At 46.4% G+C, this 26,427-nt stretch carries 34 protein-coding genes and 2 tRNA genes; 14 read left to right on the top strand and 22 right to left on the bottom strand.

Annotation, left to right across the window (positions count from 1 at the left end; translation table 11 throughout):
* Window positions 1-15 precede the first annotated feature (15 nt).
* Window positions 16-762: a hypothetical protein gene (locus GACE_RS01585; RefSeq protein WP_048090616.1), complete on the bottom strand. Its 747-nt coding sequence runs from the start codon at window positions 760-762 to the stop codon at window positions 16-18.
* 342 nt (window positions 763-1,104) lie between these two features.
* Complete coding sequence (locus GACE_RS01580) at window positions 1,105-2,403, bottom strand: signal recognition particle protein Srp54 (RefSeq protein ID WP_048090615.1); 1,299 nt, start codon at window positions 2,401-2,403, stop codon at window positions 1,105-1,107.
* A gap of 39 nt (window positions 2,404-2,442) precedes the next feature.
* Here GACE_RS01580 and GACE_RS11125 point away from each other — a divergent pair, with 39 nt between their 5' ends.
* Window positions 2,443-3,393: an MBL fold metallo-hydrolase gene (locus GACE_RS11125; protein ID WP_052400175.1), complete on the top strand. Its 951-nt coding sequence runs from the start codon at window positions 2,443-2,445 to the stop codon at window positions 3,391-3,393.
* Here GACE_RS11125 and GACE_RS01570 read toward each other — a convergent pair.
* From GACE_RS01570 to GACE_RS01560, 3 genes are read right to left on the bottom strand one after another with little or no spacing between them, the layout of a single operon-like run.
* Entirely contained in the window at window positions 3,341-3,985 is a 645-nt protein-coding gene (locus GACE_RS01570) for a hypothetical protein (RefSeq protein ID WP_048090614.1), read from the bottom strand. The two genes, GACE_RS11125 and GACE_RS01570, sit on opposite strands and share 53 nt — an antisense overlap.
* Window positions 3,982-5,052 carry an ATP-binding cassette domain-containing protein gene (locus GACE_RS01565; protein WP_318249247.1) on the bottom strand — a complete coding sequence of 357 codons (1,071 nt, stop codon included), beginning with the start codon at window positions 5,050-5,052 and terminating at the stop codon, window positions 3,982-3,984. The genes GACE_RS01570 and GACE_RS01565 overlap by 4 nt, the downstream gene beginning before the upstream one ends.
* A 23-nt stretch (window positions 5,053-5,075) precedes the next feature.
* On the bottom strand, window positions 5,076-5,687 hold the full coding sequence (locus tag GACE_RS01560; RefSeq protein WP_048090612.1) for a biotin transporter BioY: 612 nt from the start codon (window positions 5,685-5,687) through the stop codon (window positions 5,076-5,078).
* A 97-nt stretch (window positions 5,688-5,784) separates the two neighbouring features.
* On the opposite strand from GACE_RS01560, the gene GACE_RS01555 reads away from it, so the two are divergent.
* Together GACE_RS01555 and GACE_RS01550 are read left to right on the top strand one after the other, a co-directional pair.
* On the top strand, window positions 5,785-8,115 hold the full coding sequence (locus GACE_RS01555; RefSeq protein WP_048090610.1) for a penicillin acylase family protein: 2,331 nt from the start codon (window positions 5,785-5,787) through the stop codon (window positions 8,113-8,115).
* Window positions 8,112-8,411 (top strand): hypothetical protein, encoded by a 300-nt coding sequence (locus tag GACE_RS01550; RefSeq protein WP_148305893.1) that lies wholly within the window; start codon window positions 8,112-8,114, stop codon window positions 8,409-8,411. The genes GACE_RS01555 and GACE_RS01550 overlap by 4 nt, the downstream gene beginning before the upstream one ends.
* On the opposite strand, the gene GACE_RS01545 is transcribed toward GACE_RS01550, so the two are convergent.
* Window positions 8,402-8,725 carry a hypothetical protein gene (locus GACE_RS01545; RefSeq protein ID WP_048090606.1) on the bottom strand — a complete coding sequence of 108 codons (324 nt, stop codon included), beginning with the start codon at window positions 8,723-8,725 and terminating at the stop codon, window positions 8,402-8,404. The genes GACE_RS01550 and GACE_RS01545 overlap by 10 nt on opposite strands.
* 86 nt (window positions 8,726-8,811) lie before the next feature.
* On the opposite strand from GACE_RS01545, the gene hisH reads away from it, so the two are divergent.
* Both hisH and GACE_RS01535 read left to right on the top strand, forming a co-directional pair.
* A complete protein-coding gene (gene hisH, locus GACE_RS01540) occupies window positions 8,812-9,393 on the top strand; it encodes an imidazole glycerol phosphate synthase subunit HisH (protein ID WP_048090604.1) in 582 nt (193 codons plus the stop codon).
* 45 nt (window positions 9,394-9,438) lie between these two features.
* A tRNA-Met gene (locus GACE_RS01535) sits at window positions 9,439-9,511 on the top strand.
* 14 nt (window positions 9,512-9,525) lie between these two features.
* On the opposite strand, the gene GACE_RS11595 is transcribed toward GACE_RS01535, so the two are convergent.
* Together GACE_RS11595 and GACE_RS01530 are read right to left on the bottom strand one after the other, a co-directional pair.
* The gene (locus GACE_RS11595; RefSeq protein WP_158413786.1) at window positions 9,526-9,687 is read right to left on the bottom strand and encodes a hypothetical protein; all 162 of its coding nucleotides are present in this window, start codon (window positions 9,685-9,687) and stop codon (window positions 9,526-9,528) included.
* Complete coding sequence (locus GACE_RS01530; RefSeq protein WP_084063638.1) at window positions 9,663-10,388, bottom strand: transglutaminase domain-containing protein; 726 nt, start codon at window positions 10,386-10,388, stop codon at window positions 9,663-9,665. Before GACE_RS01530 ends, GACE_RS11595 begins: the two co-directional genes overlap by 25 nt.
* 363 nt (window positions 10,389-10,751) lie before the next feature.
* Between GACE_RS01530 and GACE_RS01525 the strand changes: the two genes are divergently transcribed.
* Window positions 10,752-11,225 carry a hypothetical protein gene (locus GACE_RS01525; protein WP_048090601.1) on the top strand — a complete coding sequence of 158 codons (474 nt, stop codon included), beginning with the start codon at window positions 10,752-10,754 and terminating at the stop codon, window positions 11,223-11,225.
* Between the two features lie 14 nt (window positions 11,226-11,239).
* Here GACE_RS01525 and GACE_RS01520 read toward each other — a convergent pair whose 3' ends face one another.
* The 3 genes from GACE_RS01520 to GACE_RS01510 all read right to left on the bottom strand — a co-directional run bounded on the left by GACE_RS01520 (window position 11,240) and on the right by GACE_RS01510 (window position 13,090).
* On the bottom strand, window positions 11,240-11,686 hold the full coding sequence (locus GACE_RS01520) for a pyridoxamine 5'-phosphate oxidase family protein (protein WP_048090599.1): 447 nt from the start codon (window positions 11,684-11,686) through the stop codon (window positions 11,240-11,242).
* A 4-nt stretch (window positions 11,687-11,690) separates the two neighbouring features.
* Window positions 11,691-12,893 carry a pyridoxamine 5'-phosphate oxidase family protein gene (locus tag GACE_RS01515; RefSeq protein ID WP_048090597.1) on the bottom strand — a complete coding sequence of 401 codons (1,203 nt, stop codon included), beginning with the start codon at window positions 12,891-12,893 and terminating at the stop codon, window positions 11,691-11,693.
* A 123-nt stretch (window positions 12,894-13,016) separates the two neighbouring features.
* Window positions 13,017-13,090: transfer RNA gene (locus GACE_RS01510), tRNA-Thr, on the bottom strand.
* Window positions 13,091-13,251: 161 nt separating this feature from the next.
* Between GACE_RS01510 and GACE_RS01505 the strand changes: the two genes are divergently transcribed.
* Complete coding sequence (locus tag GACE_RS01505) at window positions 13,252-13,569, top strand: carbonic anhydrase (RefSeq protein WP_052400174.1); 318 nt, start codon at window positions 13,252-13,254, stop codon at window positions 13,567-13,569.
* Window positions 13,570-13,662: 93 nt separating this feature from the next.
* Window positions 13,663-14,661, top strand: coding sequence for a pyridoxal phosphate-dependent aminotransferase (locus tag GACE_RS01500; protein ID WP_048090595.1), 999 nt, complete (start codon window positions 13,663-13,665; stop codon window positions 14,659-14,661).
* On the opposite strand, the gene mtnP is transcribed toward GACE_RS01500, so the two are convergent.
* On the bottom strand, window positions 14,632-15,480 hold the full coding sequence (gene mtnP / locus GACE_RS01495; protein ID WP_048090593.1) for an S-methyl-5'-thioadenosine phosphorylase: 849 nt from the start codon (window positions 15,478-15,480) through the stop codon (window positions 14,632-14,634). The two genes, GACE_RS01500 and mtnP, sit on opposite strands and share 30 nt — an antisense overlap.
* Window positions 15,480-16,181, bottom strand: a complete 702-nt coding sequence (locus GACE_RS01490) for a phosphoribosyltransferase (RefSeq protein WP_048093493.1) — start codon at window positions 16,179-16,181, stop codon at window positions 15,480-15,482. The genes mtnP and GACE_RS01490 overlap by 1 nt, the downstream gene beginning before the upstream one ends.
* A 105-nt stretch (window positions 16,182-16,286) precedes the next feature.
* Between GACE_RS01490 and GACE_RS01485 the strand changes: the two genes are divergently transcribed.
* The 6 genes from GACE_RS01485 (at window position 16,287) to GACE_RS01460 (ending at window position 21,100) form a co-directional block, all read left to right on the top strand.
* Window positions 16,287-17,078, top strand: a complete 792-nt coding sequence (locus tag GACE_RS01485; RefSeq protein WP_318249245.1) for an alpha/beta fold hydrolase — start codon at window positions 16,287-16,289, stop codon at window positions 17,076-17,078.
* Window positions 17,079-17,158: 80 nt separating this feature from the next.
* Window positions 17,159-18,754, top strand: coding sequence for a hypothetical protein (locus GACE_RS01480; RefSeq protein WP_052400173.1), 1,596 nt, complete (start codon window positions 17,159-17,161; stop codon window positions 18,752-18,754).
* A gap of 31 nt (window positions 18,755-18,785) precedes the next feature.
* A complete protein-coding gene (locus tag GACE_RS01475; protein ID WP_048090591.1) occupies window positions 18,786-19,574 on the top strand; it encodes a CBS domain-containing protein in 789 nt (262 codons plus the stop codon).
* 5 nt (window positions 19,575-19,579) lie between these two features.
* Window positions 19,580-19,858 (top strand): phosphoribosyl-ATP diphosphatase, encoded by a 279-nt coding sequence (gene hisE, locus GACE_RS01470; RefSeq protein WP_048090589.1) that lies wholly within the window; start codon window positions 19,580-19,582, stop codon window positions 19,856-19,858.
* Window positions 19,833-20,123: a signal recognition particle subunit SRP19/SEC65 family protein gene (locus GACE_RS01465; RefSeq protein ID WP_052400172.1), complete on the top strand. Its 291-nt coding sequence runs from the start codon at window positions 19,833-19,835 to the stop codon at window positions 20,121-20,123. Before hisE ends, GACE_RS01465 begins: the two co-directional genes overlap by 26 nt.
* Entirely contained in the window at window positions 20,120-21,100 is a 981-nt protein-coding gene (locus GACE_RS01460) for a DNA methyltransferase (protein WP_048090587.1), read from the top strand. The genes GACE_RS01465 and GACE_RS01460 overlap by 4 nt, the downstream gene beginning before the upstream one ends.
* Window positions 21,101-21,149: 49 nt before the next feature.
* Here GACE_RS01460 and GACE_RS01455 read toward each other — a convergent pair whose 3' ends face one another.
* The 9 genes from GACE_RS01455 to GACE_RS01415 all read right to left on the bottom strand — a co-directional run bounded on the left by GACE_RS01455 (window position 21,150) and on the right by GACE_RS01415 (window position 26,345).
* A complete protein-coding gene (locus tag GACE_RS01455) occupies window positions 21,150-21,650 on the bottom strand; it encodes a DUF6653 family protein (RefSeq protein WP_318249324.1) in 501 nt (166 codons plus the stop codon).
* Between the two features lie 256 nt (window positions 21,651-21,906).
* Complete coding sequence (locus GACE_RS01450; protein ID WP_048090583.1) at window positions 21,907-22,638, bottom strand: TatD family hydrolase; 732 nt, start codon at window positions 22,636-22,638, stop codon at window positions 21,907-21,909.
* An 89-nt stretch (window positions 22,639-22,727) separates the two neighbouring features.
* The gene (locus GACE_RS01445) at window positions 22,728-23,087 is read right to left on the bottom strand and encodes a HEPN domain-containing protein (RefSeq protein WP_048093487.1); all 360 of its coding nucleotides are present in this window, start codon (window positions 23,085-23,087) and stop codon (window positions 22,728-22,730) included.
* 22 nt (window positions 23,088-23,109) lie between these two features.
* Window positions 23,110-23,280: a hypothetical protein gene (locus tag GACE_RS11590; RefSeq protein WP_158413785.1), complete on the bottom strand. Its 171-nt coding sequence runs from the start codon at window positions 23,278-23,280 to the stop codon at window positions 23,110-23,112.
* A 90-nt stretch (window positions 23,281-23,370) separates the two neighbouring features.
* Window positions 23,371-24,276, bottom strand: a complete 906-nt coding sequence (locus GACE_RS01435) for an IS481 family transposase (protein ID WP_048090395.1) — start codon at window positions 24,274-24,276, stop codon at window positions 23,371-23,373.
* Window positions 24,277-24,343: 67 nt separating this feature from the next.
* On the bottom strand, window positions 24,344-24,553 hold the full coding sequence (locus tag GACE_RS01430) for a DUF2283 domain-containing protein (protein WP_048093485.1): 210 nt from the start codon (window positions 24,551-24,553) through the stop codon (window positions 24,344-24,346).
* Between the two features lie 58 nt (window positions 24,554-24,611).
* Window positions 24,612-25,511 carry an IS481 family transposase gene (locus GACE_RS01425; RefSeq protein ID WP_048090579.1) on the bottom strand — a complete coding sequence of 300 codons (900 nt, stop codon included), beginning with the start codon at window positions 25,509-25,511 and terminating at the stop codon, window positions 24,612-24,614.
* A gap of 349 nt (window positions 25,512-25,860) precedes the next feature.
* A complete protein-coding gene (locus GACE_RS01420; RefSeq protein WP_048090578.1) occupies window positions 25,861-26,127 on the bottom strand; it encodes a type II toxin-antitoxin system RelE family toxin in 267 nt (88 codons plus the stop codon).
* A complete protein-coding gene (locus GACE_RS01415) occupies window positions 26,124-26,345 on the bottom strand; it encodes a hypothetical protein (protein ID WP_048090576.1) in 222 nt (73 codons plus the stop codon). The genes GACE_RS01420 and GACE_RS01415 overlap by 4 nt, the downstream gene beginning before the upstream one ends.
* Window positions 26,346-26,427: the final 82 nt, after the last annotated feature.

The following is a 26,427-nucleotide window of genomic DNA, read 5'->3' as shown; positions in this document are numbered from 1 at the left end:
ACATCTCCACAGCGGTTATTCCGAAATACTCAACACTTTTTCCATCTCTGCTCCGTACGACAGACCCACAAGGACGAATACTGCAAGAGACCCAACTTCCATCAAATTATACATCAAATGATTCCCGAACGCATCAAATACAATACCAATAAAGAACATCAGAAATGACGTGGATACACCAATAAACACATTAATTGTATGAGAAGGGACGATTATCCTCCCCTCTTTGATCATGGTATTGTACTTCATTAATCTCAGGAGAATATACACAAATGTCGGGAAAAACCCTATGTACAGGATTTCAGAAATCTTTACGATTAAATGACCAATATCTGGACTATTGCTCAGAATATGACTTATAATCCCGAAAACTGAAACATACAATAGCGTAATTCCAAATTTTCCGTAAAAAACGGAACTATCCAGCAGTTGTGTTCTTTCACTTTCCTTCCAAATTGAGATGGAAAGTGAAATCAAAAATGCGATTATTATCACCCCTATACTCAGACCAAATATGTTGTGCACGATTTCCAAGCTTACAGGATGTATATCAAAATGTTCGAAGAATAGTTCAAATCCTTCCATAACACTAATCAAAGTAACGATGAATGTAAATATCGCAAAATACCGGCTGAACTTAAGCCAAGAGGTGTAAATATTCTTAAAGTTATCCTTTTCTGTTCCAATAATATATATCGGGATGGCTGAAGATATGACACCGGCGATTCCAATAGCCGCCATGACCAAATTAAATGCCGGCATATCTGTTTCTTTAATACGAAGCAATTATTTATAAAATTTTTGAGTAAAACAGCTGGATATTGCCAATACAGTCTCTGAGCAATATGAACATAAATAACCAGAATTGCTGGAGGTAATAAATCTCGAACCACGATAGCTTTGAGACTCGCACTTCATCAATGGTTTAACGGACTTGGGCGATTGGACAAAACTTATCCAAGATGTAATTCATTCTCCTTCAGAATTTCGGCAAGATCGTCTAAATTGCTACCTCAAGTTGCAATTACACAACCCATAACCGCCCCGAGAACCATTTTTGACTTAACCATCTTGTTTAAAGAGTGCTAGAAGTATTTAAAAAATTCAGAACCCCATCTTCAGCCCCTTTATCGGCAGCCTGCCCTTCTTCATCCTCTTCATCAGGCTCTTCATGGTGTTGTAGTACTTCAGCAGCTCCTTGACCTCCTGCGGGGACGTCCCGCTGCCGATGGCGATGCGCCTTATCCTCGAACCGTCTATTACCCTGGGGTTGAGAAGCTCCTCCTCCGTCATAGAGTCCATTATAACCCTGAACCTCTTCATCTTCTCCTGCGTCATTTCCAGGGCGTCATCGTCAACCTTCACCGACATGCCCAGGGGGAGCATCTCGAATATCTTCCTTATGGGACCCATCTTGTTCATCGCCTCAATCTGCTTGTAAACGTCCTTCAGCGTGAACTCCCCCTTGAGGAACTTCTCCGGGTCGAGCTCCTCCTCCTGAGTTATCCGCTCTATCTTCTCGAGCAGAGCCTTTATGTCCCCCATTCCAAGCAGTCTCGAGATAAAGCCGGCAGGATCGAAGCGATCGAGGTCGTCAACCCTCTCTCCAGAGCCAATGAATGCTATGGGTATCTGAATCTGCCTCGCTGCCGATAGGGCACCTCCACCCTTGGCGGTTCCGTCGAATTTCGTTATAATTATCCCGTCTATGCCTATCGCATCGTGGAACGCCTGCGCCTGCTTGGAGGCGAGCTGGCCTATTGCAGCGTCGAGCACCAGAAACTTGTAGTCAGGCTTTGCAACCTTCTCGATCTCGATCATCTCCCTAATCAGCTCGTCCTCGAGCGCATGCCTTCCTGCGGTGTCGATTATTATCATGTCGTAGTCCTTCAGCTCCTCAAGCCCGTTCCTGACAATCTTGACGGCATCCTTCTCATTCCTGTCCCCATAAAATCCAACGCCGATGGTTTCTGCAAGCTGTTTTAGCTGGTCGTAGGCAGCGGGCCTCCAGGTATCTGCAGCTATAACGGCGGTCTTCATTCCCCTGTCCTTGAAGTACTTGGCAAGCTTTGCGGTCGTTGTTGTCTTTCCGCTCCCCTGCAGACCGACGAGCATTATTCTGGCCTTTTCGAGGGGGATCTCAAGGCCCTCTCCGACCCCCTTCAGCAGCTCTTCATAAACGATCTTGATGATGTGCTCCCTCGGGTTCAGACTCTTCAGGGGTTCATCGCTCAGGGCTCTTTTCCTGATCGCATCGGTTATCTCCTTGACCTGCCTTACGTTAACATCAGCCCTGATCAAAGCCCTCTGAATGTCCTTAACGACCTCATCAACGAGATGTTTATCAATTGAGGATGATCTTGCGATTTTTCTGACAACGTCTTTCAGAGTGTCGAGAGCCATGGAGTAAGTTTAATAAGTCAAATTATAAACTTTCCTTTCATGGAAATCAGATTTGCAAAAATTTTCAGCCCCTATCCCGTGGGAGATACCAACGTGTACATAATAAACCACGAAATCGTTGTTGATGCGGGAATTAACCTCCCCGAGTCCATCAATGATCTCAAAAATGAACTTGAAAAATCGGATATGGACTTTGAAAATTCCACGCTCATACTCACGCACCCCCATGTTGACCATTTTGGTTCGGCATATATGTTCAAAAAGGTATACGCTCACGAAATCGCCTGTGAGAGAGTCCACGATGCTGAAAAAAGCTATTTTGAACTCATATACCATCACTTTGGAGAGGAAGGGATGCCGTTGGAGGTATCCAGGAAAATGAAGGAGAACGCCCTCAAGGAGTACTCAAAACTGATACGCCCGTGCAAAAATTGCTCCAAAGTGGGGAAAAAGATCAGGGCTGGAGACGATGAATTTGAGGTTATACACATTCCGGGTCACTCGTTCTCCCACATTGCGCTGTATAATGAGGAGCATGGCGTTCTGTTCTCGGGAGATACACTTCTCAACGGCATCACCCCAAATCCGGTGATAGAGCCCGACGGCAGATATAACAGAAAGCCCGTTCTCCAGCATTATCTGCGGACGCTCGGATACCTTTACGGGCTTGAAATAGAGAAAGTTTTCCCAGGTCACAGAAAACACATAGAAAACCACCGAAAACTCATCTCAGACTATCTCGACGGATTCGAGAGAAGGAGCATCGAAATCTTCAAACTCTGTAAAGGGAAAACTGCTTACGAAATAGCAGTGGAGCATTTCAGGGAGAAGGATCAGCTTTTTTTGGCAATGTCGGAGGTCATAGCCCATCTGGACTTCCTGCACGATAACGGGTTCGTTGAAAAAACAGATGGAGCGTACACTGCAAGAGGCGAAGTCAGAGAACTCGAAGAACTGTGGAAAGAAGTAAAAGCAGAGATACTGCAGTAAGGGCGACGTCTTTCATGGTCGGTTTCCTCAATACTCCTGCAGGGATGTAGGCGAAATTCTTCGAATAAAGCGCTTCAGATAGTGAAATCGAGCGCAGAACTGAGGTGGATACGAAAGCCTTCAACACCTTACGGTATTTTGCAAATCCGGAATCATCAACCGCCCAGAAAATTTCAGCAAGGTCCTTTGCCAGAAGAGGTAACGATGCAAGAGCAAGCTGCATGAGAGAAACATATTTCTCCGGAACCCTCATCCATAGAAGCGCTCCGGTAACTTCCGAGATCCTCGAAGAATAGACCATTGCCCCGGTTGACAGTATCCCGGCAAATGCGAGTGAAGACCTGACAGCATAACCCATATCGAAGAAGACTCCGGAAAAAAGAATGAGAGCCATAAACGGGTAAAAAGACAGGATCAACCTGAAGTTCCTTCCTCCAGAAAAAAGTGAGGAGACTGCAATAACGGCGAAAGAGACATAAATGTCGAAACCGGACAAATATATGGATGCTGACAGCATTATCGAGGACATCAGCGCTGTTCTGCCCTCAAGATCTCCTTCATTCAGAGCAAGATTCAGGTTCTGCAGAATCATAGTCTGACAACCCTGTCACAGCATTTTGCAAGACGTTCATCATGGGTCGCTATTACGGCAGTCTTTCCATAGCCTCTCAGCAGATGTATCAGTTTGCGCCTGAAAGATGTGTCCTGCCCGGCTGTTGGCTCGTCGAGAAGCAGGATGTCGCGTCTGAATACTCTCGCAATACTGACACGCTTGGCCTGACCATAGCTCAGAGCGTGTGGATGCCGGTCTTTCAACCCCTCAAGACCAAAATCTCTGAGAACCCACTCATCACCCACCTCCTGAATGACAGTTCCTTCAGTCAGATGATAATTTGGGTTCTGGAGAACGATTCCAAAATCCACTTTCGCTTTTTTCATCTCTTCTGCCAGTTTTTTCAGCATTGTTGTTTTTCCCGAACCATTATCCCCGATTACAGCAATAATTTCGCCTTTTTTCAACGTGAGCAGGCCGTCAAAGATTACATCACCAATTTCTGCCTGAACATCAGGATAATCCACCCTGTCAACACCAAGATCCATGTGCTGGGGAAATAGCTCCCTGAACTCAACCCTGTGGTCAGAAATTATGGTAAAAAGGTCTCCAATAATTTTTATGAGGCCCCTGACATTTCTGGTGCTCAAATGGGCAAAAGGCTCATCCATGAGAAGGACTTTCTTTTTAGAAAGAATTGCGGAGAGTATTTCCACGATCTGCAGTTCACCTGTCGAGAGAGTATGCGTGGTTCTTTCGAGCAGATGTCCGATTCCCATCTCCTCGGCAAGAGATTCAGCATCTTTTTTTGCATCCCGGTAGTTCGCACCACCCTGCACTGAGGGAAATACAAGCTCATCAATCACTCTCAGAGATGTTATCTGCTCATAGGGATTCTGCATCACCAGATATGCTATCTTAGCACTTGGTTTCTCTCCCAGAACTCTTACCTTCCCCCTGAATACACCCGCATAAAAATCCGGAATCAGACCGTTGAAAGTTCTCAGCAGTGTGCTTTTCCCCTTTCCCGTAGCCCCGGAAATGAAGCAGCTTTCTTCTATCCTGCCCCTAACACCCTCCAGCCCTTTCTGCCCGCTGGGATACACGTATTCATGAATTTCGAATTCAATCAGAGTCGAACACCTCTCTGAATCATTAGATCCCTAACATATCGGAAAACGACAACTGCAAGCAGATGGTCAATAAGCATGTCCTGGGGGATATATATCAGGACGGTTGCGGCAAATATTACAAACGGGAATGATATGGCGGGAATACCAAATCGTTCAACAGCGCTCAGTGCCCAGTCTGAAAGTCCAGCACTTCCAAGAGCAAACCTGTAGAAAACAGCGAAACCGAGAAGATAGGTTGGCAATGCTGCAACAAACGTGGATATCCACAGGATGACCGGCCTGTCCCCGAATTTTCTGCCGAATATGCCTGCCAGGCTCGCAGAGAAGACGAAACCGAACAGATATCCTGCTGTATATCCCATGAGAACGCCGGGACCCCCACCACCTGCTCCGAGAGGAAGTCCAACGGCAATCATACCGAGGTAGATGATGACGGCCATTGCTCCGTAATAAGGTCCGAGCAGGAATCCCGAAAGCATTATGGCGAAATTCTGCATGGTATATGGCACTGGGCCAATTTTAAAGCTCAACTGAGCAGATAACGCAATTATTGCTGCCATGATTACGGCCATTGACACCTTCGTCAGATTTTCCGCTCTGTCAACCATGTTTCAGAAAGGGTTAACGTGGTTTTTTAACAGTTGCCATTTTAATTTTCATTATTAATCCGAAAAATATATTTATTTGGCATTTAAATTACATACTATGAGACTGAGACCCCTCAGAAGAGGAGAATTTTTCTCCCTTCTGTCAGTAGCGATTTTGTTGATACTGATCTCACCAATGTACGATTACATGAATCTTTTTGCGCCATTTGGACAGTTCTGGAAGTTCCACGAAGTCGACAAAATCGAACTCACAACCCCCTATGGCAAGGCAGTAATAGAATATGACGAGTATGGTGTGCCTCACATTACCGCCGACAACCTTGAAAGCCTTTTTTATGCTACAGGATATGCTCAGGCCAAGGATAGACTCTTTCAGATGGATTTGCAGCGTAGACTGATGAAAGGTCAGCTTTCAGAAGTTTTTGGAGAGTCCCTAAACGAAACTGACGAATTTTACATCAAAATGGACTTCGAGGGTGCCGCCAAAGCAACCTGGGAATACTTCAAAAATAGCGAGTACGCTCCACTTCTGCAGGCATACTGCGACGGTGTGAACAAATACATTGAAGATGGTGAGCTACAGCCGGAATTCAAGCTCCTCGGGTATACTCCAAAACCATGGACTCCGGTAGATACATTCCTCGTAAACAAGCTGATAGCATGGGGTTTAACAGGCGATTTCTGGGACCTGAAAAGAGCAGTGATCCTCAAAAACCTTCCCGAGGCTGGAGAACTTTATCCAGACTACCTCAACCACACATACCAGATAATAAACAGCGAAATACCGAACATAAACAAAAGTCTTGTTGACTGGCTCAGCAACTTCGAAAAAGACGATTCGGCAGGTTCAAACAACTGGCTTGTCTCCGGCAAGTACACGGAGAACGGAAAGCCCATGCTCTCCAACGATCCACACCTGTCCCTGCGTGTTCCGCCTGTGTGGTACATGATGCACCTGAAAGCCGGCGACTTCGAAGTTCAGGGCGTTACATTCCCCGGAATCCCGGTAATAATCATTGGACAGAACAAATACATATCATGGGGTGTTACGAATGTGGGTGCCGATGTTATAGACTTCTACACCTACAAGTTCAATGGAGATAAATACCTCTACAAGGGAGAATGGAGGGAAGTCAGTAAGGAAGTGAAAACCCTGAAGATGCTAACGGACGAAGGCATCAAGGAGAAAAAGATTGTGGTTGAAAAAACCGTCCACGGACCACTGATCGAAAAATACGGTACCAGAGTTGCGGTGGCATGGACAGGACTGAGCGCAACAACAGAACTCAGAGCAATCTTCAACCTCGATAAAGCCAGAAACGTTCAGGAGGCAATAGATGCGCTGAAATGGTTTTACGTTCCAGCCCAGAATTTTGTTATAATCGACAGAGAAGGCAATACTGCATACTATCCCGCAGGAAAGTATCCAATCAGATACACAGACGGAAAGGAAGTTCCAGGAAATGTCATTTTCAATGGAAGCAGGGGTGAAGGCGAATGGGTGGGCTTTACACCATACGGAATCTCAAGCTGGGAGGGGTTCATACCATTCAAGGAGATCCCGCACCTCATAAATCCGGATTACGTTGCCACAGCAAACCAGAGACCCGTCCTGAGCTTCAAACATTACATAGGAGACAGCGGGTATTTTGCAGACCCGTACAGAGGGATGAGAATTTACGAGATGCTTAAGGAGAAGACAAAGGACGGAAGGAAGCTCACAGTCCAGGACTTCATCGACATGCAGAAAGACGTTTACTCCAAGCCCGCAGAGTTCTTCGTGAACGACATCAGGGAAAACTTTGACAGGATTCCGTTCTCAGATAGAGCAAAGGAGTACGCAAAAGAATTGATAAACTGGGATTACAGGATGACGTATGACTCTAAAGCGGCACTGATATTCTCGCTTTTCATAGACGAGTTCATGAACGAGACCTTCCATGATGAATTCAGTTCAGCAGGGCTTGACGAAAGCTACTACCCCAAACTGTGGGTTCTGCAGAACCTGCCTGAAAACAGCAAATGGTTTGACGACATAAACACTGAAAAGACCGAGAACAGATATGACATTATTGCAAGAGCCATGGACAGAGTTGCCGAGAAAATTGAGGAGAAGGGGTGGACAAAGTACGGCGACATAAACAGATTCATAGCCGTTCACCCATTCTATCCGAAGGTTTCGTTCATGAATTACCAGGTTATGGAAATGAACGGCTCGAAATACACAGTTTACAATTTCAGATACGATTACAGGCCAGATCAGGCCGGAAGCAGCTGGAGAATGATCACAACGTTCGACGACGCTAAGGGCATAATGTACGGAATCATCCCCGGTGGAAATTCTGGAAACTACTTCTCCAAGCACTACCAGGACCTGCTTGAGATGTGGAAGGAGTGCAGATACATAGAGATGGAGGTGGGAGAATGAACCTCGGATTTCCAATATTTATTTTAGGTGTTATGATCTCGGCATTCCACTGGATCGGGATAATTATCGCCGGAGCAGGACTGTCACTCTACGGAAACTCAATAAAGTCCAAGGTAATGTTCGGAGCGTTTGGCGGATTGCTTGTATGGCTGGCTTTCGTTGCCTACCTGTCCTCTGAAGGCATTTTCGAAAAAGCCGCGCAGACAGGTCAGCTGTTCGCACTGAGCATATTTTTCGCAGTGGTGATAGGAGGCGTTTCAGGCCTCATAACTGCCTTCAAAATAGATCAGAGGTGAAAGTCCCTCTCTCCCCTCAGTGCAAGGGCAATGTTTGCCTTTAGAGTTATTTCAAAATAATTTTTATCCGGCTCCAGGACTGCGAATCTCTTTGGTACCGGAACGGCAATAAATTCTGAGGAATCTACCCCATTGTTGCTGACATAAATGTCTACGAACTCCCTATCATCTCTGTGAAGCAGAAGATAGACATTTTCACTGCCCCTGACCATCTCCATGAGCTGATCAATGCTGTACTTTTCAAAGACTCTGCAGCAGACTCTATTTACCTCGGATTCAATACTGCCTGAAATCTCATCGTCGAGAGAGATCATTCCATCACCTGTTGTGCATACAGATATTTATCTCTTACGAGTTTTCACTGAGAAATATTTAAAGCCTGAAAAAACCCATTAAAATTGTGATTGCAGTAATAAATTACGGTGCAGGCAATCTGAGAAGTATCAGTAAGGCTCTTGAAAAAGCAGGTGCTGCTGTGAAGATTACATCCGAACTTGAAGAAATCGAATCCGCTGATGCGATTGTACTTCCCGGTGTTGGGGCTTTTGAGACTGCCATCAACAATCTGCAGAACATTTCCAGCCATATCAAGGACTCCAGAGTTCCTGTCCTGGGAATCTGCCTCGGAATGCAGCTTTTTGCCACCTACAGTGAAGAGGGCGGGCTGCACAGGGGGCTTGATGTGATCGAAGGCAGGGTTGTCAGATTCCCGAAGAATTCAGGAAAAATACCTCACATGGGGTGGAATGAGATAGAACATGAGGACCATCCGATTTTTGAGGGGATAGAGAGCCGTTATTTCTACTTCGTCCACTCATACTATTTCAATACAAAGGCGGAAAACGTAATAGCTTGGACAGAATACGGAATAAGATTTCCCTCTGCAGTGGCAAAGGGGAATTACACGGGTCTCCAGTTCCATCCCGAAAAAAGCGGTAAAAATGGTCTAAAGGTTCTCGAAAACTTCATATCCATGATTTAGCCCGCCAAAAATTTTAATAATCCTTTCTCAAATGCAGATTCACAGGCCGAGGTAGCCTAGCTGGCGGGGCGCCTGACTCATAATCAGGAGGTCGGGGGTTCAAATCCCCCCCTCGGCAGTTGTTCTTCAGGTTCAGTTTGTTACATACCCATACCCCAAAAATCCATAGCCACAGGCTCCATTGCTCAAATTCAGCTCAATGAACACATCCTCGCCTATCTCGTCCGTATCCCTGACTTCCTCATCCCTTACTGAAATGTAAAGGATAATCAGCCCCCTGTCACAACCTCCCATCTCTTTTCCACCGGATAAACGATCAGGTACACTCTGTCGATTGAGGGCTTTCCTCCGATGTGTTCGCCTCCCAAATCCAGACTGAGCCAGTAACCGCCTTCAGGATCATGCGTATAGTATATCCTGTCCTGAAAGGTTTCCGATAAACCCACAAGAATTTGCTTCGCCTCCTCCTCAGTTCCAACAAACACCTCCGGACAGGCTCTGCAGATTCCTTCATTCAGATCACACCCGAATACAATTCTCGCTTTGAATCCTGCGGCCTCAAGCAGTGATGCCATAACGATGGAGTAGTCGAGCGATCCACCTCTGAGCCCCCTTTCAATTATTTCCGGTGCAGACGAAATCTGAGCAAATTTCTCGGATTCCTCCACATACGTCCAGTTGCTCTGCACGTAAGAATAGATGGCCTGCACGGCCATAATATCATGGCTCCCTTCTCCATCACCCTGAACGATGCGCTGTGCAAGAGACCTTACTCGAGGGTCCTGCGAATTCACCCCCGCATTCAGCTCGGCTGTAAGCGACTCGATTTCACTCACCTCTGTCGGAAATTCGTATCGTTCCTTTATCCCTGCAGGCATGGGTATCAGAGCGTTCCCACCGCCCACAGAACTGTGCAGGTCAGAGGAAGCACATCCCGTGAGCACAGATGAGATGACAAGGATAAAGCAAACCAAGACAATTCTTCCCGACATCATGGCAGACACGAATAATGGCTTAAAAAGATGTGTTTATATGATTTGTGTTTCTGAATTTCATTAAGCCAGGCCAGTATAACAACCGAAAAACTATGTTAGCCGTGTGTCAGAGCCGGATAGACACTGAAAAGGAATTCTGCCACAGCAAACAGCATTCGACCTTAACAAATGACAGCCATGCAGTTTCTGCTTCAGATCATGCAGGTACGATGCCTCCAAGCCGGGCGAGCAGGAAAGCGAGTGCTCGCACATTATGAAGCACCGCGCAGTATGCCAGAAACGCTCCGATAATAACCCCAGTGAAGAAATAAAAAATAAAACAAGGAAAAAGATAAATATTTTGGTGAGGACAGTTATTTTGTTATGTCCGAGGAAGGTGGCACCGTCATAAATGAAGAGGTGCTGATCCGCCTGCTTGAGAAAGCCATAAGCATGGAAGAGGCAAACATAAACATACTGTTAAAGCTGTTCGTGGCAGAAGACGATGAAAGCGGGAGAAAAAAGCTCTATGAGCTTTTAAGAGATTCTGAGTACCACAAAGTCAGGCTTATGGAGTGTCTCAGAACAATAAAAGGCGGCGAAGAGGCTGAACCTGTAAGATTCAAGCAGTATGAGTTTGAAGACATGCTTTACGCTGAAAAAGCCGCAATTTTAAGAAAAGTTGTGCTGGTCCTCCGAGACTTCCACACATACCTCCTTGAAGATGTCAGGCACGCAGTGGCTGAAGGCACAATAAATGGTTCTGTTGCAGAAAGAGTGTCCGCCTGTCTTGAAACAATACTTAATGGTAAACAACGCCACATGGGAATCGTCAGAGAAATCTGGAGGTCCTACTGATCCAGGGGTTCAGATCAGTCGTGAAGTCTGACATTCATAAACTGCGGTCCCTTCCAGTAGCTCAGTCTCTTCATTTCTATTCTGACCAGAACGTCATCATCTCCATGGACCGGTTCAACAAACTCAGCATACTTCTCTCTAAAAAGATTGTAGACGGTTATCAGGGAACCATAATCCTGAGACTTAAACTGCTCCGGCAGATAGAGTCTTGCGATGCCTGAGATCATGACACCCTCATTGTTAAAGGGATCATTTTCATCCCTCACATCAATCACAAGAGAGACACGCCTGTCACTGGCAATATTTCTGATTTTTCTTGAGCCAAAAGTCGACATGAAGTACACACCGTCCCTCTGATCGTACACAAAGAAAACGGGGGTTATGTGGGGATACGTTGCTCTCGTACAGAGATATCCAAAATATGTTGTGTTGAGCAGAGACCGCACTTCGTACGGGATCATAATATCACAACCCTATCCTTATCTTTCTGGCACCTCTCCAGTAAATAACTCTCTCAGGCTCGACCTCAATAGGGATTCTTGTGAGGAAGGGTGTCAGCTTCCAGGCTTCAGGAAGTTCGCTGTAGTTTTCCCTGTATCTCGAAAGATACACAGAGTACTTCCTCCTGGTTAAATAGAAAAGTTTTAAAATTTTTGGAAGGCTGAGTAAAGCTCTCCAGAGATAGTACGGTTTCGCTTTTCCCGAAATCATCACGGCCCGGTTATTGAAAAAGTCCCTCGAATCCCTGACGTCGACAACCACCGTGATGGTATTGTCCTTCTCAATCAGGCGAAGTTTCTTGCTTTTCCTTGAGGTGAAAAAGTATATGCTTCTGCCATCGAAAACCTGTACAACAGGGGTGACATGCGGGTAATAATCTCCATTATGGCCAACATACGCAAATTTTGCCTCTTCCAGCAGCTTCATTATATCTGGAGGGAGCCACGGAACCATCCTGATAAGCCAGACCGAAGCGGATGAGAGCAAGAATATCACCAGAAAGTAGGCAAGAACGGCTGAAGCCAGAAGTTTGTCCGGAGAAAGGACAGGATAGAGCATGAGAGACGTGAATGCGTAAGCAATTCCCCTCCTGTCTATACTCTCCATCGCCTTCAGATCATAAAGGAGAACATGCTCAAGCTCCTTCCTCCTTTTTGAGAGTTTGAAGAGCCTGTATGATCTGAAAAGACTCAGAGAGAACACCCAGATACCAATACCTGCCCGATAAACAACATCCCATGCAAGAATGAGGGCAAATAAAATCACTACCCAGTTTTCAAGGTGATAGAACTGAAATAAGGTCTTATTGGTAAAAATTCGATAGAGAAATGGTATGAAAATCAGTATGCCGGTAAAAAGCTCAGGCCTCCTTTTGCTGAAGAGCAGCTGTTTGTACCCCTCAATCACAATATTCTCCGCCTCACTCATTGATGGTCTGAAGGATCTTATAGACGGTGCAACTATGAGGGTCAGTCTGCTCCACACGACAACAACCAGGATCGCCAGAGAGCCCATCAGCAGGGAGACCAGCGGCAATTTTGCAAGTATTGCTATGAGAATGCCTGCGGCAAGCATTAAGAGGAGCTGCACAAGCACCACGTTTCTATCACTTATGAGAGAGAATGGCGGGATTTTTTCAATGATAAGCTCGTAAACCCATTTCTCCATGCTTTCACCTGTATGTCAGACATCTCCTACGGATTCAATCACATCACAGGTATTTAAATGGTTCTAAGTTAATTCAATCAGAAATGGAGATGTGCCAGCAACCTCATCTGAAAAAATCCAGAGAGCCGCCGGCGGGATTCGAACCCGCGGCCTGGTGATTACAAGTCACCCGCTCTGACCAGCTGAGCTACGGCGGCAGCAATCCACTGTCCAATAAATTGAATTTAAGCATTGCGGTGCTTGCTGGAACCCGTTATGAGGCAAAATTTAAATGAGCGTTTAACAGAGCCAGGCCATGAAATTTGGCTGTGCCGTGAACTGCATTGACGGAAGAACGCAGATTCCAGTTATAGAATGAATGAGGAAAAACTTTGAAGTCGAGTTTGTTGACATGATTACCGAGCCCGGAATCGTGAAGCTATTTGAGTGTGAAAAAAGTCCTGAAAAACTTATCGAAAAAATAAAAGTTTCCGTGGAAAGGCACAGAGCAAGTGCGATCGCGGTTGTGGCACATCATGACTGTGCCGGAAATCCGGTGGAAAAGGAGCAGCAGATTGAACAGCTAAAAACTGCGGTTGAAAAACTGAAAAAGCATTTCAAGAGTGCGGAAGTGGTGGGATTATGGGTCAATGAGGAGTTCAAAGTCGAGGTTGTTTTCCGGTCTGAATCGCCATGAAATACCGTGGCCGGCAAAAACTACACGGTTACTGCAGCTTGACAGCGTCCACACATTTGAAAAAGCTTATCACACCCCTGCCCAAGAAAAGCTGTGCACGGAGATTACTATGAAAAATACCTGAAGATGGGGTTGAAACCGCTGGACTTTGCCTCAAACATCAACCCGTTCAGGCCGAGAGACCTGCACGAAAATCTCATTGAAGCCATTGAAAGTGCGTACTACTACCCCCAGAACAGCTACAGGTCTCTGATTGAAGTCATCTCCGGCTCCACCGGATGGGATTCAGAAAACGTCGTTTTCGGAAACGGCTCAATCGAGCTTATCGAATTCTTCTTCAGAATGTTGAGGAAAGATGTGGCCATAGTCCAGCCAACATTCACCGAATACGAGAGGTTCGCCAGAATCTACGGTCTCAGAGTCTACAATGTCCCATGGAGCGTCGAAAGAATTCTGGAGTTCATAGACGGCAGAAGCCCCGAAGGGATCGTGATCTGCAACCCCAACAACCCCACCGGAGAGTTTTTCAGAAAAGCCGTGATGGAGGAAATATCCGAGACATGTCAGAGAAGGAACGTGAAGCTGATGGTCGATCAGGCATTCATAGACTTTGTAAAGCCCCATGACGTTGATGCGTTCCAGATTAGATCTCTCACGAAAATTCTCGGTATTCCGGGATTGAGATTCGGATACGGATGCTTTCCCGAAGAGTACGCAAGAAAGTTTCATGACACAAGGATGCCGTGGAGCGTTAACGGGGTTGCAAAATTCGTGGCCGAAAAATATCTGCCAAGGCTGGGAACATTCTCGAGGCATGTCAGAGCAAGAATAAAAACGGAACGGAGACATCTGGTACGGAGCCTTAGAAAACTTGGTTTTGAGTGCCGGGGTAAAGCCAACTTCCTGCTGTGCGAAGGTGGATTTCATGCGGAAGACATCTTCAAGTTCCTGGAGCGGAAAAACATTCTGATAAGGACATGCAGCGACTTCAGGTGGCTCACCGACAGCCACTTCAGAATCGCTGTCAAAAAAAGAGATGAAAACAGGATTTTGCTGAGAGAATTAGAGGTATTTGTTCAGGAAAATGCCTAATTTTTCTTTCGCCTCGTCCGTGATTTTATCGGGACTCGTGGTTATCGCGAATTTAAGAGCATCCCCACACTCGCACTCTCTTTTCTCAGGGATAGCTGGAATGAGCTTTCTGAGGATTTTCTTCACGTTTTCCTCATTCTTTGCGGCGTTTTCAAGGACGGTCTTTACATCCACGGGCTCATTCTTCCAGACGTCGTAGTCTGTGACCGTCGCTATTGTCAGATAGCACATCTCAGCCTCCCTTGCGAGCTTAGCCTCAGGAAGAGCGGTCATACCGATGATGTCGAAACCGAGCTGCCTGTAAACGTTCGATTCAGCCTTGGTGGAAAACTGGGGACCTTCGATGCATACGTATGTTCCCTCTGGATGATACGAAAGTCCAAGTTCATCAAGAGTCCTTATTGCCACACCCCTCATCTCCCCGCAGAACGGTTCGGCCATGCCAACATGAACTACAACCTCCTCGAAAAAGGTGTCCTTTCTGTGCTTCGTTCTGTCGAAAATCTGGTCGGGAATGACGATGTCGAGTGGCCTTACTTCCTCTTTCAGCGAACCAACTGCTGCAATGCTTATGATCCTGCTGACGCCCAGTTTTTTGAGAGCGTAGATGTTGGCCCTGTATGGCAGGTTTGTGGGAGAGTAAACGTGCCCCCTCCCGTGCCTTGGGAGAAAAGCAACCTTCCTGCCTTCAAAATCTCCGATCAGAATCTTATCCGATGGTCTCCCAAATGGAGTTTCAATCTCGACTTCCTGAACGTTTTCGAACGCATCGCTATCATACACTCCGGTACCACCTATTATGGCAATCTCAGCTTTCATCATTTCAGCCTCCAGAAGGTCTTCTCGTCCTTAGTCACTCTCTCGACAATTCCCCTTCTCTCCATCTCATCCATGACCTCAAAAAACCTTCTGGGCTGGGCGATTTCAAGATAAATCGGATCAATCTGGTGGTACTCGTGCAGGCCCCACTTTATATCCCACTCGCCCCACAGCCTTTCCCTGTCCTTGGCAAGCAGCCGCGATATCAGTTCTATCATGTCCTCGACAAAGTTCCATGGAAAGATAACCCACGCCCACTCCTCCATGTACTCGCCGAAGTAGTCGGGGGTGAAGCGGGAGGTGTAGAGGAGCTGAAGGGTTGCAGTTTTAACCTCGCTCGCCCCGTTCTCCTCGACATGCTCCTTGGCCCTCATCAGGCTCTTTCCCGTGTCGGCTATGTCGTCAACTATCAGCACCCTTTTGCCCTTAACGCTGTCCTCGGGCAGGGGATACTTTATTTTGACCTCTCCGCTCTGCTTTGCAGTGCCGACATAATGCTCAATTTTCAGGCTCGTCAGGTCATCAAGGCCGAGCAAATCGCATAAAACCCGGCCAGCAAACCATCCGCCCCTCGCGAGCGCAACAATGATTTCCGGCTCAAAACCATCCTCCCTTATCTGCTCTGCCACTCTCCTGCAGAGCCCGTCCATGTATTCCCAGTTTGTCACAACGCATTTGAACTTATCAGGAAAAGCATCCACCTTATCACCCTCCCAATCTAATGCATCTGAAATATAATGTTTTTTGTCCACCCAGCCCACCGGGTCTCCGAAAGTTTAAATGTCAGGAAATTGAAACATATTATCATGATATTTGGGTTTTTCGACTCTGCGGGACTGAAGCTGAGATACCTTGACATGGGAGAAGGCGAACCACTCATTCTCGTCCACGGTCTCGGTGGATGCATAGAAGCATGGACTGCCCAGCTCGAAGACTTCTCTGAAGAATTTAGGGTCATCGCACTCGACCTCAGGGGTTTCGGAATGTCGGATGCTCCGGAGAAGGTCTCAATTGAGGGATTTGCAGATGACGTTCGCAACCTTATGGACCACCTTGAGATTGAGAAAGCCAGCATTCTCGGTCATTCCATGGGGGGCTTGGTGTGCATGGAGTTCTACAGAAAGTATCCTGAGAGGGTGAAGTCCCTCATCCTGGCAAACACGTTCCACAAACTTCCCGAGCAGGTGAGAAAGGAGTTCGAGCAGAGGCTGAAAATTCTCGAAGCGAGCCCGGACATGACCCAGATTGCCAGATTCATAGCCGAAATATCACTCTATCAGAAAAGAGAGGAGTTGAAAGAACTCGTTGAGACCATCATAAGAAAGAACAGCAAGGAAGTGTACACCGCCGCTACGTCTGAACTCGCAAAAGCAGATTACGAAAATGTTCTCCCGAACATGCGTGTGCCGGTGCTTGTGATAACGGCGGAACATGACGTCACAACACCACCTGCATTCGGGTTGGAGATATCGAGGCTTGTACCGGGCTCGACTGTAAAAGAGATAAGCAACGCCGCTCATCTCGCAATGCTGGAGAATCCCGATGAGTTCAACAGGGCCGTGACAGAATTCCTGAAAAACGTCCACGAACAGCAGTAGATGGGCACCCGGCGGATGTTTTTGGAGGGAAGAAATAATTCGAGAAATCTTAAATATCTGTTTTGAGAAAATTATTTAACATGAAGAAACTTCTGGTCTTCACGGTTCTTATTGCTCTCGCAATTTTCGTTTCCGGCTGCCAGCAACCGGTGGAAAAGCCTGCAGAACCGGAAAAGACAGAACCAGCTCCAGAAAAGACCACAACAAAAGCGGTGAAGGCGGAAAAAATCGAACTTTTTGCACAGTCAGCATCGTGTTTCTGTCACGATGGCCTGAGAGACCGGAACGGCACAGACGTATCCATTCTGCAAGAATGGGGCCAGAGCATGATGTCCTTTGCGTCAAAGGACCCCTACTGGAGAGCTAAGGTCAGCGCTGAAATTGCAAAGTTCCCGGAACTTGCAGACGTGATAAACGAGAAATGTGCCAGATGCCACATGCCGATGGCTAGCGTTCAGGCACATGCAGACGGAGTTGAGGTGAATGTGGGGTCGTTCCTGAACGCAGAGAGCGAAATGCACTCCCTCGCCATCGAAGGTGTTTCGTGCACACTGTGTCACCAGATACTCCCGGATAATCTCGGCAAGAAGGAAAGCTTCAGCGGAAAGTATACGATAGACACGAAAACCAAAAAGCCGGACAGAATCATCTTTGGTCCTTTTGAGCCTGTAAGAGTGAGACCAATGGTAAACAACGTGGGATACATACCCCAGCTTGGCAAACACATTGGAAAAGCCGAGCTGTGCGCCACATGCCACACGCTGTACACGCCATTCATTGATGATGGGGGTAACGTTGCCGGAGAGTTTCCCGAACAGACGCCATACCTGGAATGGCTGAACAGCAAATACAGTCTGGAAAAACCCTGCCAGAGCTGCCACATGCCCCAGGCAGAGGGTGTGAGAGTCTCAACGATGCCACCAAACCTTCCAGAAAGGAGCCCGTTCTTCCGGCACGTATTTGCCGGAGCAAATGTTCAGATGCTCGATATGCTCGGAGCACAGAATGGCGCAGATAAAGCCAGGGAAATGCTCAGGTCACACATAAACTTGAAAATAGTTTCTGCCAGCAGAGATGGGGACGAGCTCAAGGTTGATGTAAAGGTGGAAAACGGTGCCGGCCACAAGTTCCCCACCGGTTTTCCATCAAGGAGGGCATGGATCCACCTGGTCGTGACCGATGGAGATGGCAATGTCGTTTTCGAGTCAGGTAAGCTGGAGAACGGCAGGATTGCCGGAGAGAGTGAACCCTACGAACCCCATCACGACACAATAACGAGCGAGGATGATGTTCAGATTTACGAAGCCGTGATGGTCGATGTCAACGGGGAGGTAACATCCACATTGCTAAGGGCTGCAGACTACATCAAGGACAACCGCATACCCCCTAAGGGCTTCGATGTCGCTAAAGCCATCCCGGATATCGCCATTAAGGGTAAAGCATCGGAAGACCCGGACTTCACAGGCGGAGAGGATACGGTCAGTTACATAATAAATGTCGCCGGATACAGTGGCCCATTTGAGGTCAGAGCGGAGCTGATCTACCAGTCAGTATCAGATCTTTTCCTGAAAGACCTGAGAGGTGCAGATACCCCTGAGGTAAATGAATTTCTGGACAGTCTCTCCAAGATGAGTCCAGCAACGGTGATCGCATCAGACATTACCACGATACCCTGACATGAGAAACTAAATATACCTCTCTTTTTTCATGTTTCCTGTGAAGCAGAAAGTTGCAGACTACATGACAAGAAATGTCATCACGCTCAGGCCTGACAATACTGTTGAAGAAGCAATAGACATAATAGAGAAAACAGGTCATGACGGTTTTCCTGTTGTGGACGAAAACGGAAAGCTTGTGGGGTACATTTCGTCAATGGATCTGCTTAGAAAAGACCTGAATGCCAGGATTAAAGATGTGATGACCAGATCACTCTACGTTGCAAGAGAATACATGGATCTGAAAGACGTTGCAAGAGTTATGTTCCGAACCGGACACTCAAAATTGCCGGTAGTTGACGATAAAGGCAGGATTAAGGGCATAATCACCAACACAGATATAATCAGAAGTCAGATTGAAAGAGCCGATCCGACAAAAGTGTCGAAACTGAAGGAGACCATCGAAAAAGTCCACGGCACAAAAGTGAGGGTTTACAACGGAGATGTTGAGGTGGACAGGCTGATCCCCACCCAGACCAAGATATACGCAGACGAGCTGAGAGGCAGAATATACGAGCTGAGGAGGGGGCTTGCGGAGCCAGTTGTGGTAATAAAAAAGGGTGGCAAGCTCTTTCTGGTGGATGGACACCACAGAGCGGTTGCGGCTAAAAAGATCGGCATGGAGAAGCTCGATGCATACATTCTCGAAGTCCCCGAAAACGTTGAACTCGGCATGGAGAAGCTCGTCAGGAAGAAAAAGATTAAATCCATCAGGGACATCGAGATCATAGAGGACGTTCCCCATCCCCTTGTCGAGATAACGTTCAAGAACTCAAAGTGATCGCCATGCTGGAGGAGCTTTACGGGATCATTGAGGAGCGGAAGAAGAATCCGGTCGAAGGCTCGTACACTGCAGGACTCCTCTACGGTGAGAAGGGGATAAACGGCATACTGGAGAAGCTCGGCGAGGAGACGACAGAAGTGATCCTGGCCGTGAAGGACGGGAAAAAAGAGGAAATCGTTTACGAGGTGGCGGATCTGCTCTACCACCTACTCGTTCTGCTTTCAAAACTAGAAATAAGTCTGGAGGAAGTTTACGATGAGCTTGCAAGAAGGAGGAAGTAGTTACGTAATCTGGACGGTCAACATTGACAAAAAGAAGAGCAGGAGCGAGGGGAGGAAAATCCCCAGAAGGTTTGCCGTCCCTAACGTGAAGCTGGACGAGCTTGCAAAAGCATGCGAGGCTCTCGGTCTCAGCTATGATGTGGAGCAGAAAAAGTACCCCCGGTGCTGGTGGGAGGAGGGAGGCCGGATCAGAGTTGAGAAGAAATTGAAGAAAACCGAACTGATGATCAGACTTGCGGAGAAAATAAAGGAAATGCGGGGATGAGGCTGATATTTTATCTGAGCGGAGAGTTCGAGGAGCTTGCCAGAATAGAAGCTGAGACGTTTCTGAACGTTTTTGATGGCCACACTGAAAGCACAGACGCCCAGATTGTGGCTGGAGAATGCTCTGAGGAAATATCCGGATACTTCCACAGGTTCGGGCTCATCCACGAGGTTAGCGAGCATCTATTCTCATGCGCGAGTCTTGAAAAGCTGAAGGAGCACTTTAAACAGATGGAAATTCCTGAAGGGAAGATCTGCGTGAGGGTCAGGAACATCGGAGGGAAAAAGGCAGACTCTCTCAGGCTCGAGAGGGAACTCGGGGCGATTCTCTGGAGGAGAGGAGCAGAGATAAGCGTTTCAAAGCCCGATCACGTGGTTAAGGTTTACTTCTCTGACAGAATTCATGCAGGAATTCTTATGCACGAGACTGACAGGAAGCAGTTCCTGCTGAGAAGGCCAGACCTAAAACCGTTCTTCAGACCGGGAGCGATTCTGCCAAGGATAGCGAGGAGCCTGGTCAACATTACAGGCATTAAAGACGGCACAATACTCGACCCGATGTGCGGCACAGGCACAATTCTGGTTGAGGCTGGCCTCATGGGGCTGGATTTCATCGGAATTGAGGCATACAGGGTCATAGCGGAGGGCTGCGGAGTTAACCTGCAGTACTACGGACTTCCAAGAAATGTAATGATCGGTGACGTGAAGAGCATGGGTCTCAGAGAAGAGAGCGTTGACGGTATCGTCACGGACTTTCCCTATCTGCAGTCCACGAAGAGCCTCGGTGAGATTCACGAGCTTTACAGCAGTGCTCTTGATGAATTTCACCGGGTGCTGAGGATGGGCAAAAGGGCCGTGTTTCTCACAAACATTGACGTTGACGACCTCGTAAAGGAGAGGTTCGAAGTTGAATACAAGCTTTACCAGAGGCTGCACAAGAGTCTCACGAGGAGGATATACGTTTGCAGGAAGACTTAGCCACTCCGGCCAAATTGATCGCATTTTAAGTTTTTAAGACGCCCCTGGATTATGTGCCTCTTTCCAGCTCACCAGCGTGATCCTTCATCTCCTCATATATCCAGACCATTCTGTCAAGAAACCACATCTTGCTGAGATACACCCAGACAACTCCTGCGATGGTCATCCAGACGTCGAGCAGGTACATCCCCACTATGAGAAAGACTCCGCCGGCAGCCTGCAAAAACGTCAGTACCCTAATGACCCCGTAATGATAGTCAGCGACCGGGAACTTATCCCTGTTTGCCCAGAAATACTCGCCAGCCACACACTTCGACCACCAGCTGTCAATCTTCGTCTGTTTTGCGAAAAGGGTTGGATTTATCATAGACCAGGCGACAACCACCCCAACAAAAATCAGGGAATACCAGCCGAGCCAGACCCTCGACCAGACCGCAAGTACCAAAAGTGGCAATGTTGTGAACCTCGTAATCACGCTCCGGGGATTTGCATGCCTCATCCAGTCCTCCGGGCTTTCAAGCCCAAAACGTTTAGCTATTGCCCTCTCCATGGACACTGTTTTCCCACCTCAAGGAAGATTGTCAAGAGGGGTTTTTCACTCCCTCATCCCCTCGTTTAATCTGCTGAGTCCCTCAATCTCCACTTCAGTCAACTCATCCTCAGGAGTTCGGAGATTCGGTCAGGCTTCCCCTCCGTCTCACAGCTCCATCCAGTAACCCGAAATCCATGATTGCGACACACGCTCGCAAATATAATGGGGTTAGCAAGGTAGACTACTGGTTCTGGAAAATAAAAAGGTTTCTCAGTCAAATCCCGAAAAACCTCTCCGCATTCTTCCTAACAACCCTCTCGTTCTCGCATGCATCGTACAGCCTCTTCACTGCAAGCATGTCCGACTCGCTGAAACCGGTGTCGCTGTTGGCAATCAGCCTCTCATCTCCGAACTCCTCAATTATCCTTACAGCCTCATCCACGGTGAGCTTTCCGGGCTGCACGGTTATTCCGGCCCAGTATCCCTTTTCAAGCACAGCTTTCACAGTCCCGACGGAGTTGTGGTCTATCAGGGCGAGCTCCTCAGGGAAGGACACATCTTCAAGAATTTGCAGGGTTTTCTCGAGAATCACCTCCTTGTTCTTTCTGGGAGTGTGGATTACTGCCGGGATGTCGAGTTTCTTCGCAAGCTGTAACTGGGCTTTCAGAACCTCCTTTTCTTCATCACTGCCGTCTTCAAGTCCTATCTCACCAATAGCGACATATCCTGAATAGCTCTCGATGAACTCGAGGACTCTTTCCCATCCTGGAGGGATACACCTCGGATGAATTCCCACCGCAGAATGAATCTCCATTCCGGCCTTCTTTCCCCTCTCAGGTTCAAATTCCGTCAGTTTTCTTGCGAGATCCATCAGGGTTTCGGGAAATTCAGGCTGTATCGGGTAAAAGGCGCAGGTTATGGCCTTCTTTATCCCGTTCCCGGCCATGTGCTTCAAATCCTCAACGCTCCTGCCCTCAGAATGGATGTGAGTATCTACGAGCATCATGAACATTACTTGTCTGGCACAGATAAAAATCATGCTGTTTCTGCAATACAGGTCATGGCAAAAGAGCCGGGGTGTTAACTGGATGGAGTTCATTCACTGGCAATCTGCTCAATCACGATTCTTGCTTTCTTCAAGAACTCCTCGGCATCGTGTACCACCTGCTCGGCCATCTCTTTGCTCAATTTCAGCCCGCCTTCATAATCTGCATCCATTCTGATGTCAAATGCAAGTTTGTACGCTTCAGCATAGGTTTCTTCGAGATAGCCTTTGTTGACAAATTCGACACCGAGCATTCTCAAAACGCCAACGTGTCTTTTTGGAGAGATGTTTTTCGCTAGTAACATGGCTTTTGCAGCATGGAACATGGCATAATAAGCTCTTGAAGCTGCACCCCGATAATATTCACTGGATAGGAGTAATTTTGCCTTTTCCAAGCATTCTTCAGCCATAGAAATCTGCTCGGCAACCTCATCATGCAATTTCCACGCCTTCCCTCAGGATGTTTCTGTAAAAGGAGAATGATTTTCTGCTCATTACCTCCTCTGTTCTAACCATTGCGGATATTACCTCCCCGTATTTCAAAAGAATGTGTGAGGTTATTTTTGAGATATCCTCAAGTCTTACATCACCTACAACCAGCACATCAATGTCACTTTCATCGGTAAAATCGCCCCATGCTACTGTTTGCCACTTGAAGATTTACAGTATAATCGCAGCTGTAGTTTCCTAAAATCATTTCCCACCATCAAACCACCTCCACGAATAACTCAATATTCTCTCAGGAGTCAACTTTCTCAAAAATGCTTTATAGGGAGTCTCCAGTTCATCTAAGTTGAGACTCATGTGGGGTCTTTTGTGATTGTACCACTCCATGAATTCATCTACTGTATCGAAATACTTGATTTTAGCTTCCAGCGTTCCATAGAACCTCTCTATCTTTCCATTCGTTTGTGGGTGATTCACCCTACCCACAATATGCTTAATTTCATTCTCTGCAAGGAATTTCTCAAATTTAGATACTCCTTTAGCCTTCTTCTCCCCTGCAGATGCGTAGAACTGAGTACCTCTATCCGTCAGGATTGATTCCGGCCTGCCATAATCATCCATGGCTTCTTTTAGCACTTTTATGGCATTCTCAGATGTTGCTTTATCAAATACTCCGTAACCAGTAATCAGACGGGAAGCATCGTCCAGATAAGCAATTATCCACTTCCCGTTATAGAAAAACCAGTCTGCATGCCATAATTCCATAGAGTGCTTTCTCTCATACCTTATCCACTTTTTACGCTTTTTCTTGTTCTTCTCCTCCTTAGCATAGCCGTTCATTCTCAACACTTCGTGTATTTTGTTCTTGCTTATTCTGTAACCTCTTTCCTTTAAGATTGTTTGGAGAACTACTGCATTACACCTGTACTCTTCATAGGCTTCTTTTATGGCTTCTATTTCTTCTTCTGATAGTTCTTTTTTAGGTCTACCTGGTTTCTTTGGCTTTGGTATTTCTCCAGTATCTTTGTATTGCTTGTAGATCTGATTTACTCTTCTTGGTGTTATGTTTTCGATCTCTGCTATCTCCTTTGTCGGTGTACCCTTCTCTTTCTCTCTGATAATCCATTTTATCGCTTTCTCGTCAAGTTTCACATGGGGGTTTGTTGAAGTGGGAAATAATTTCGGGAAAAGACACAGTATAATCGCAGCAAAAAAGATTTTAAACTTCTATTTCCTTTGCTCTATTCAAATACCTCAGAATTTCTGAAATTACGTGTTTTCTCGCTTTCCAGATTTCAATTCCAACCACTTCTCCTTTTTCGTTCAAATCTGCCCATATGTCGTCATTCCAATCAACAGTATCCTTGATCTCATCTTCCTTGATCCTGATATAGAGAATATCTGCCTCCGGATCATACTCAACTTTCATAATCTTTTTCACCTCCCTTTCTTAATGTGGTATCCCAGATTAATTCTACACTTTCTCTTCAATCCCACCACCTCCTTACAAACCACATAATCCTCTCTGGAGAGAGCTTATACCAGAACACGTTGCATGGCTCATCCCAATCCAAGCTTTTGTGAGGCTTAACTTCATTATGCCATCTGACAACTGCATCAACAGAGCCAAATTTATCAGCTCTCCTCTCAACCTCGCCAAAGAATCTCTCTATCTTACCATTGGTTTGTGGATGCTTTATTCTCGCAACAACATGCTTTACACCATGCTCAGCAAGAAACTGCTTGAATTTGTGCTTAGCTTCATCCCTGTTCCTTGCAGGAACGAATTGAGTTCCATGATCCGTTAGTATCTCATCTGGAACACCATACTCCCTGAATCCATTCTCAAGTACTTTTATCGTGTTCTCTGTTGTGGCTTCATCAAAAACACCAAAGCAGGTTACCACTCTGCTTGCATCGTCCATGAAGGCTATGACCCATTTCTCTTCTCCATTGAGATGAATCATTTTCCAGTCTCCCTGCCATAACTCCATTGAATGTTTTCTTTCAAAGCGAACCCATTTCCTCTGCCTTTTCTTCTTCATGTTCTCCTCCACCAGACAGTGATTAAGCAGGACTTTGTAGATTGTGTTGTGTGGGATATGAATGCCGTGGATCTCTTCTATTTTCTTTTCTAAGTGAACTGGTCCAAGGTTGAACTGTTTGTGAGCTTCCAGAATTATTCTCTCCATTTCTTCGTCTATCTCTTTGGGTTTTCTTCCTGGTTTTCGAAGGAAAGGAATTTCTCCTGTTTCCCTGAACTTTTTGATTATCTGATGGATTCTCTGCCTTGTTACTTGAAAGAAATCCGCTATCTTTCTCACCGGCTTTCCTTTAAGCCACTGCTTCACAATTCTTACTATGTCCTTGTTCGTCAGCTTCCTCACGTTGCAGGTTTGTTCGGGTGTAAAGTGATTTCGGGATACTACAGTTTTTTTGCATGGTGTGGAAAAATTCGTCTGGAACAGAGGTGCAGTTTTTGATTGGGTTGGGATGTGCCTATCTGGACAAGGAGAGAGATTTTTGGCAAAATGATTTTTCCAGCTCTTCAAATGTGACATCCAAAAAAATTCCACTTATTGGCATTCATGATCCTTATCACGATGTCTTCCACACTCCATCAGGTCACTCTCATCTCTCCTTAGTGTAGTCCCTCACTACAGTATTAAAGCTCTGAAGGAACCACACCATTCCTATCGTCCCGAGACCTTTTGCAAGGATCTGCTTAGCTCACCCCTATTTATACGCCCTCCCACGCCTTTCAAGCTTCAAAACCAGAATAACCTTTTCTTTTTTATCAATCTGATAGGTCAACCTGAAATCCCCGAAACGTGCTCTGTATCTGTCTTGATATCCTTTTAGTTTCTTTATATCGAATTTCCTGAAAGGAACAGGATTGTTCTTCAGAGTATCCAGAAATTCAGAAAGCTTAGCTCTGTGTGATTTTGGTAGCTCTTTAATCGATTTAGCAGCTCTGGAATGAACTATGATCTCGTAACTCATAGGTCGAGCTCGGCTTTAAGCTTATCCCATGGAATCCCGTCTTTTTTCGTCTCCTCAGCAAGCCTCTCAAGTTCCCTTGCCTCTTCTTCGCTTATTTCCTCTTCTGGAATTAATCCAGTTTCTATAAGCTCAATTTTGCTGCTTAACTTTTTCAACTCCTCTTTTATGACCTTTAACTCATCATAAATTGCCTTTAAAAGCTCTGCTTCAGCACTCATTGAATGTTTTCTGTATTTAGAAAATTTAAAGGTTTGGAGCATAATTGCCGCCAAATTAACAACCTCAACTATTCTAAAAGAT

The sequence above is a fragment of the Geoglobus acetivorans genome (assembly GCF_000789255.1).
In the GTDB taxonomy this organism is placed as follows: Archaea; Halobacteriota; Archaeoglobi; order Archaeoglobales; family Archaeoglobaceae; genus Geoglobus; species Geoglobus acetivorans_B.
This window is presented reverse-complemented; position numbering and strand designations above follow the sequence as displayed.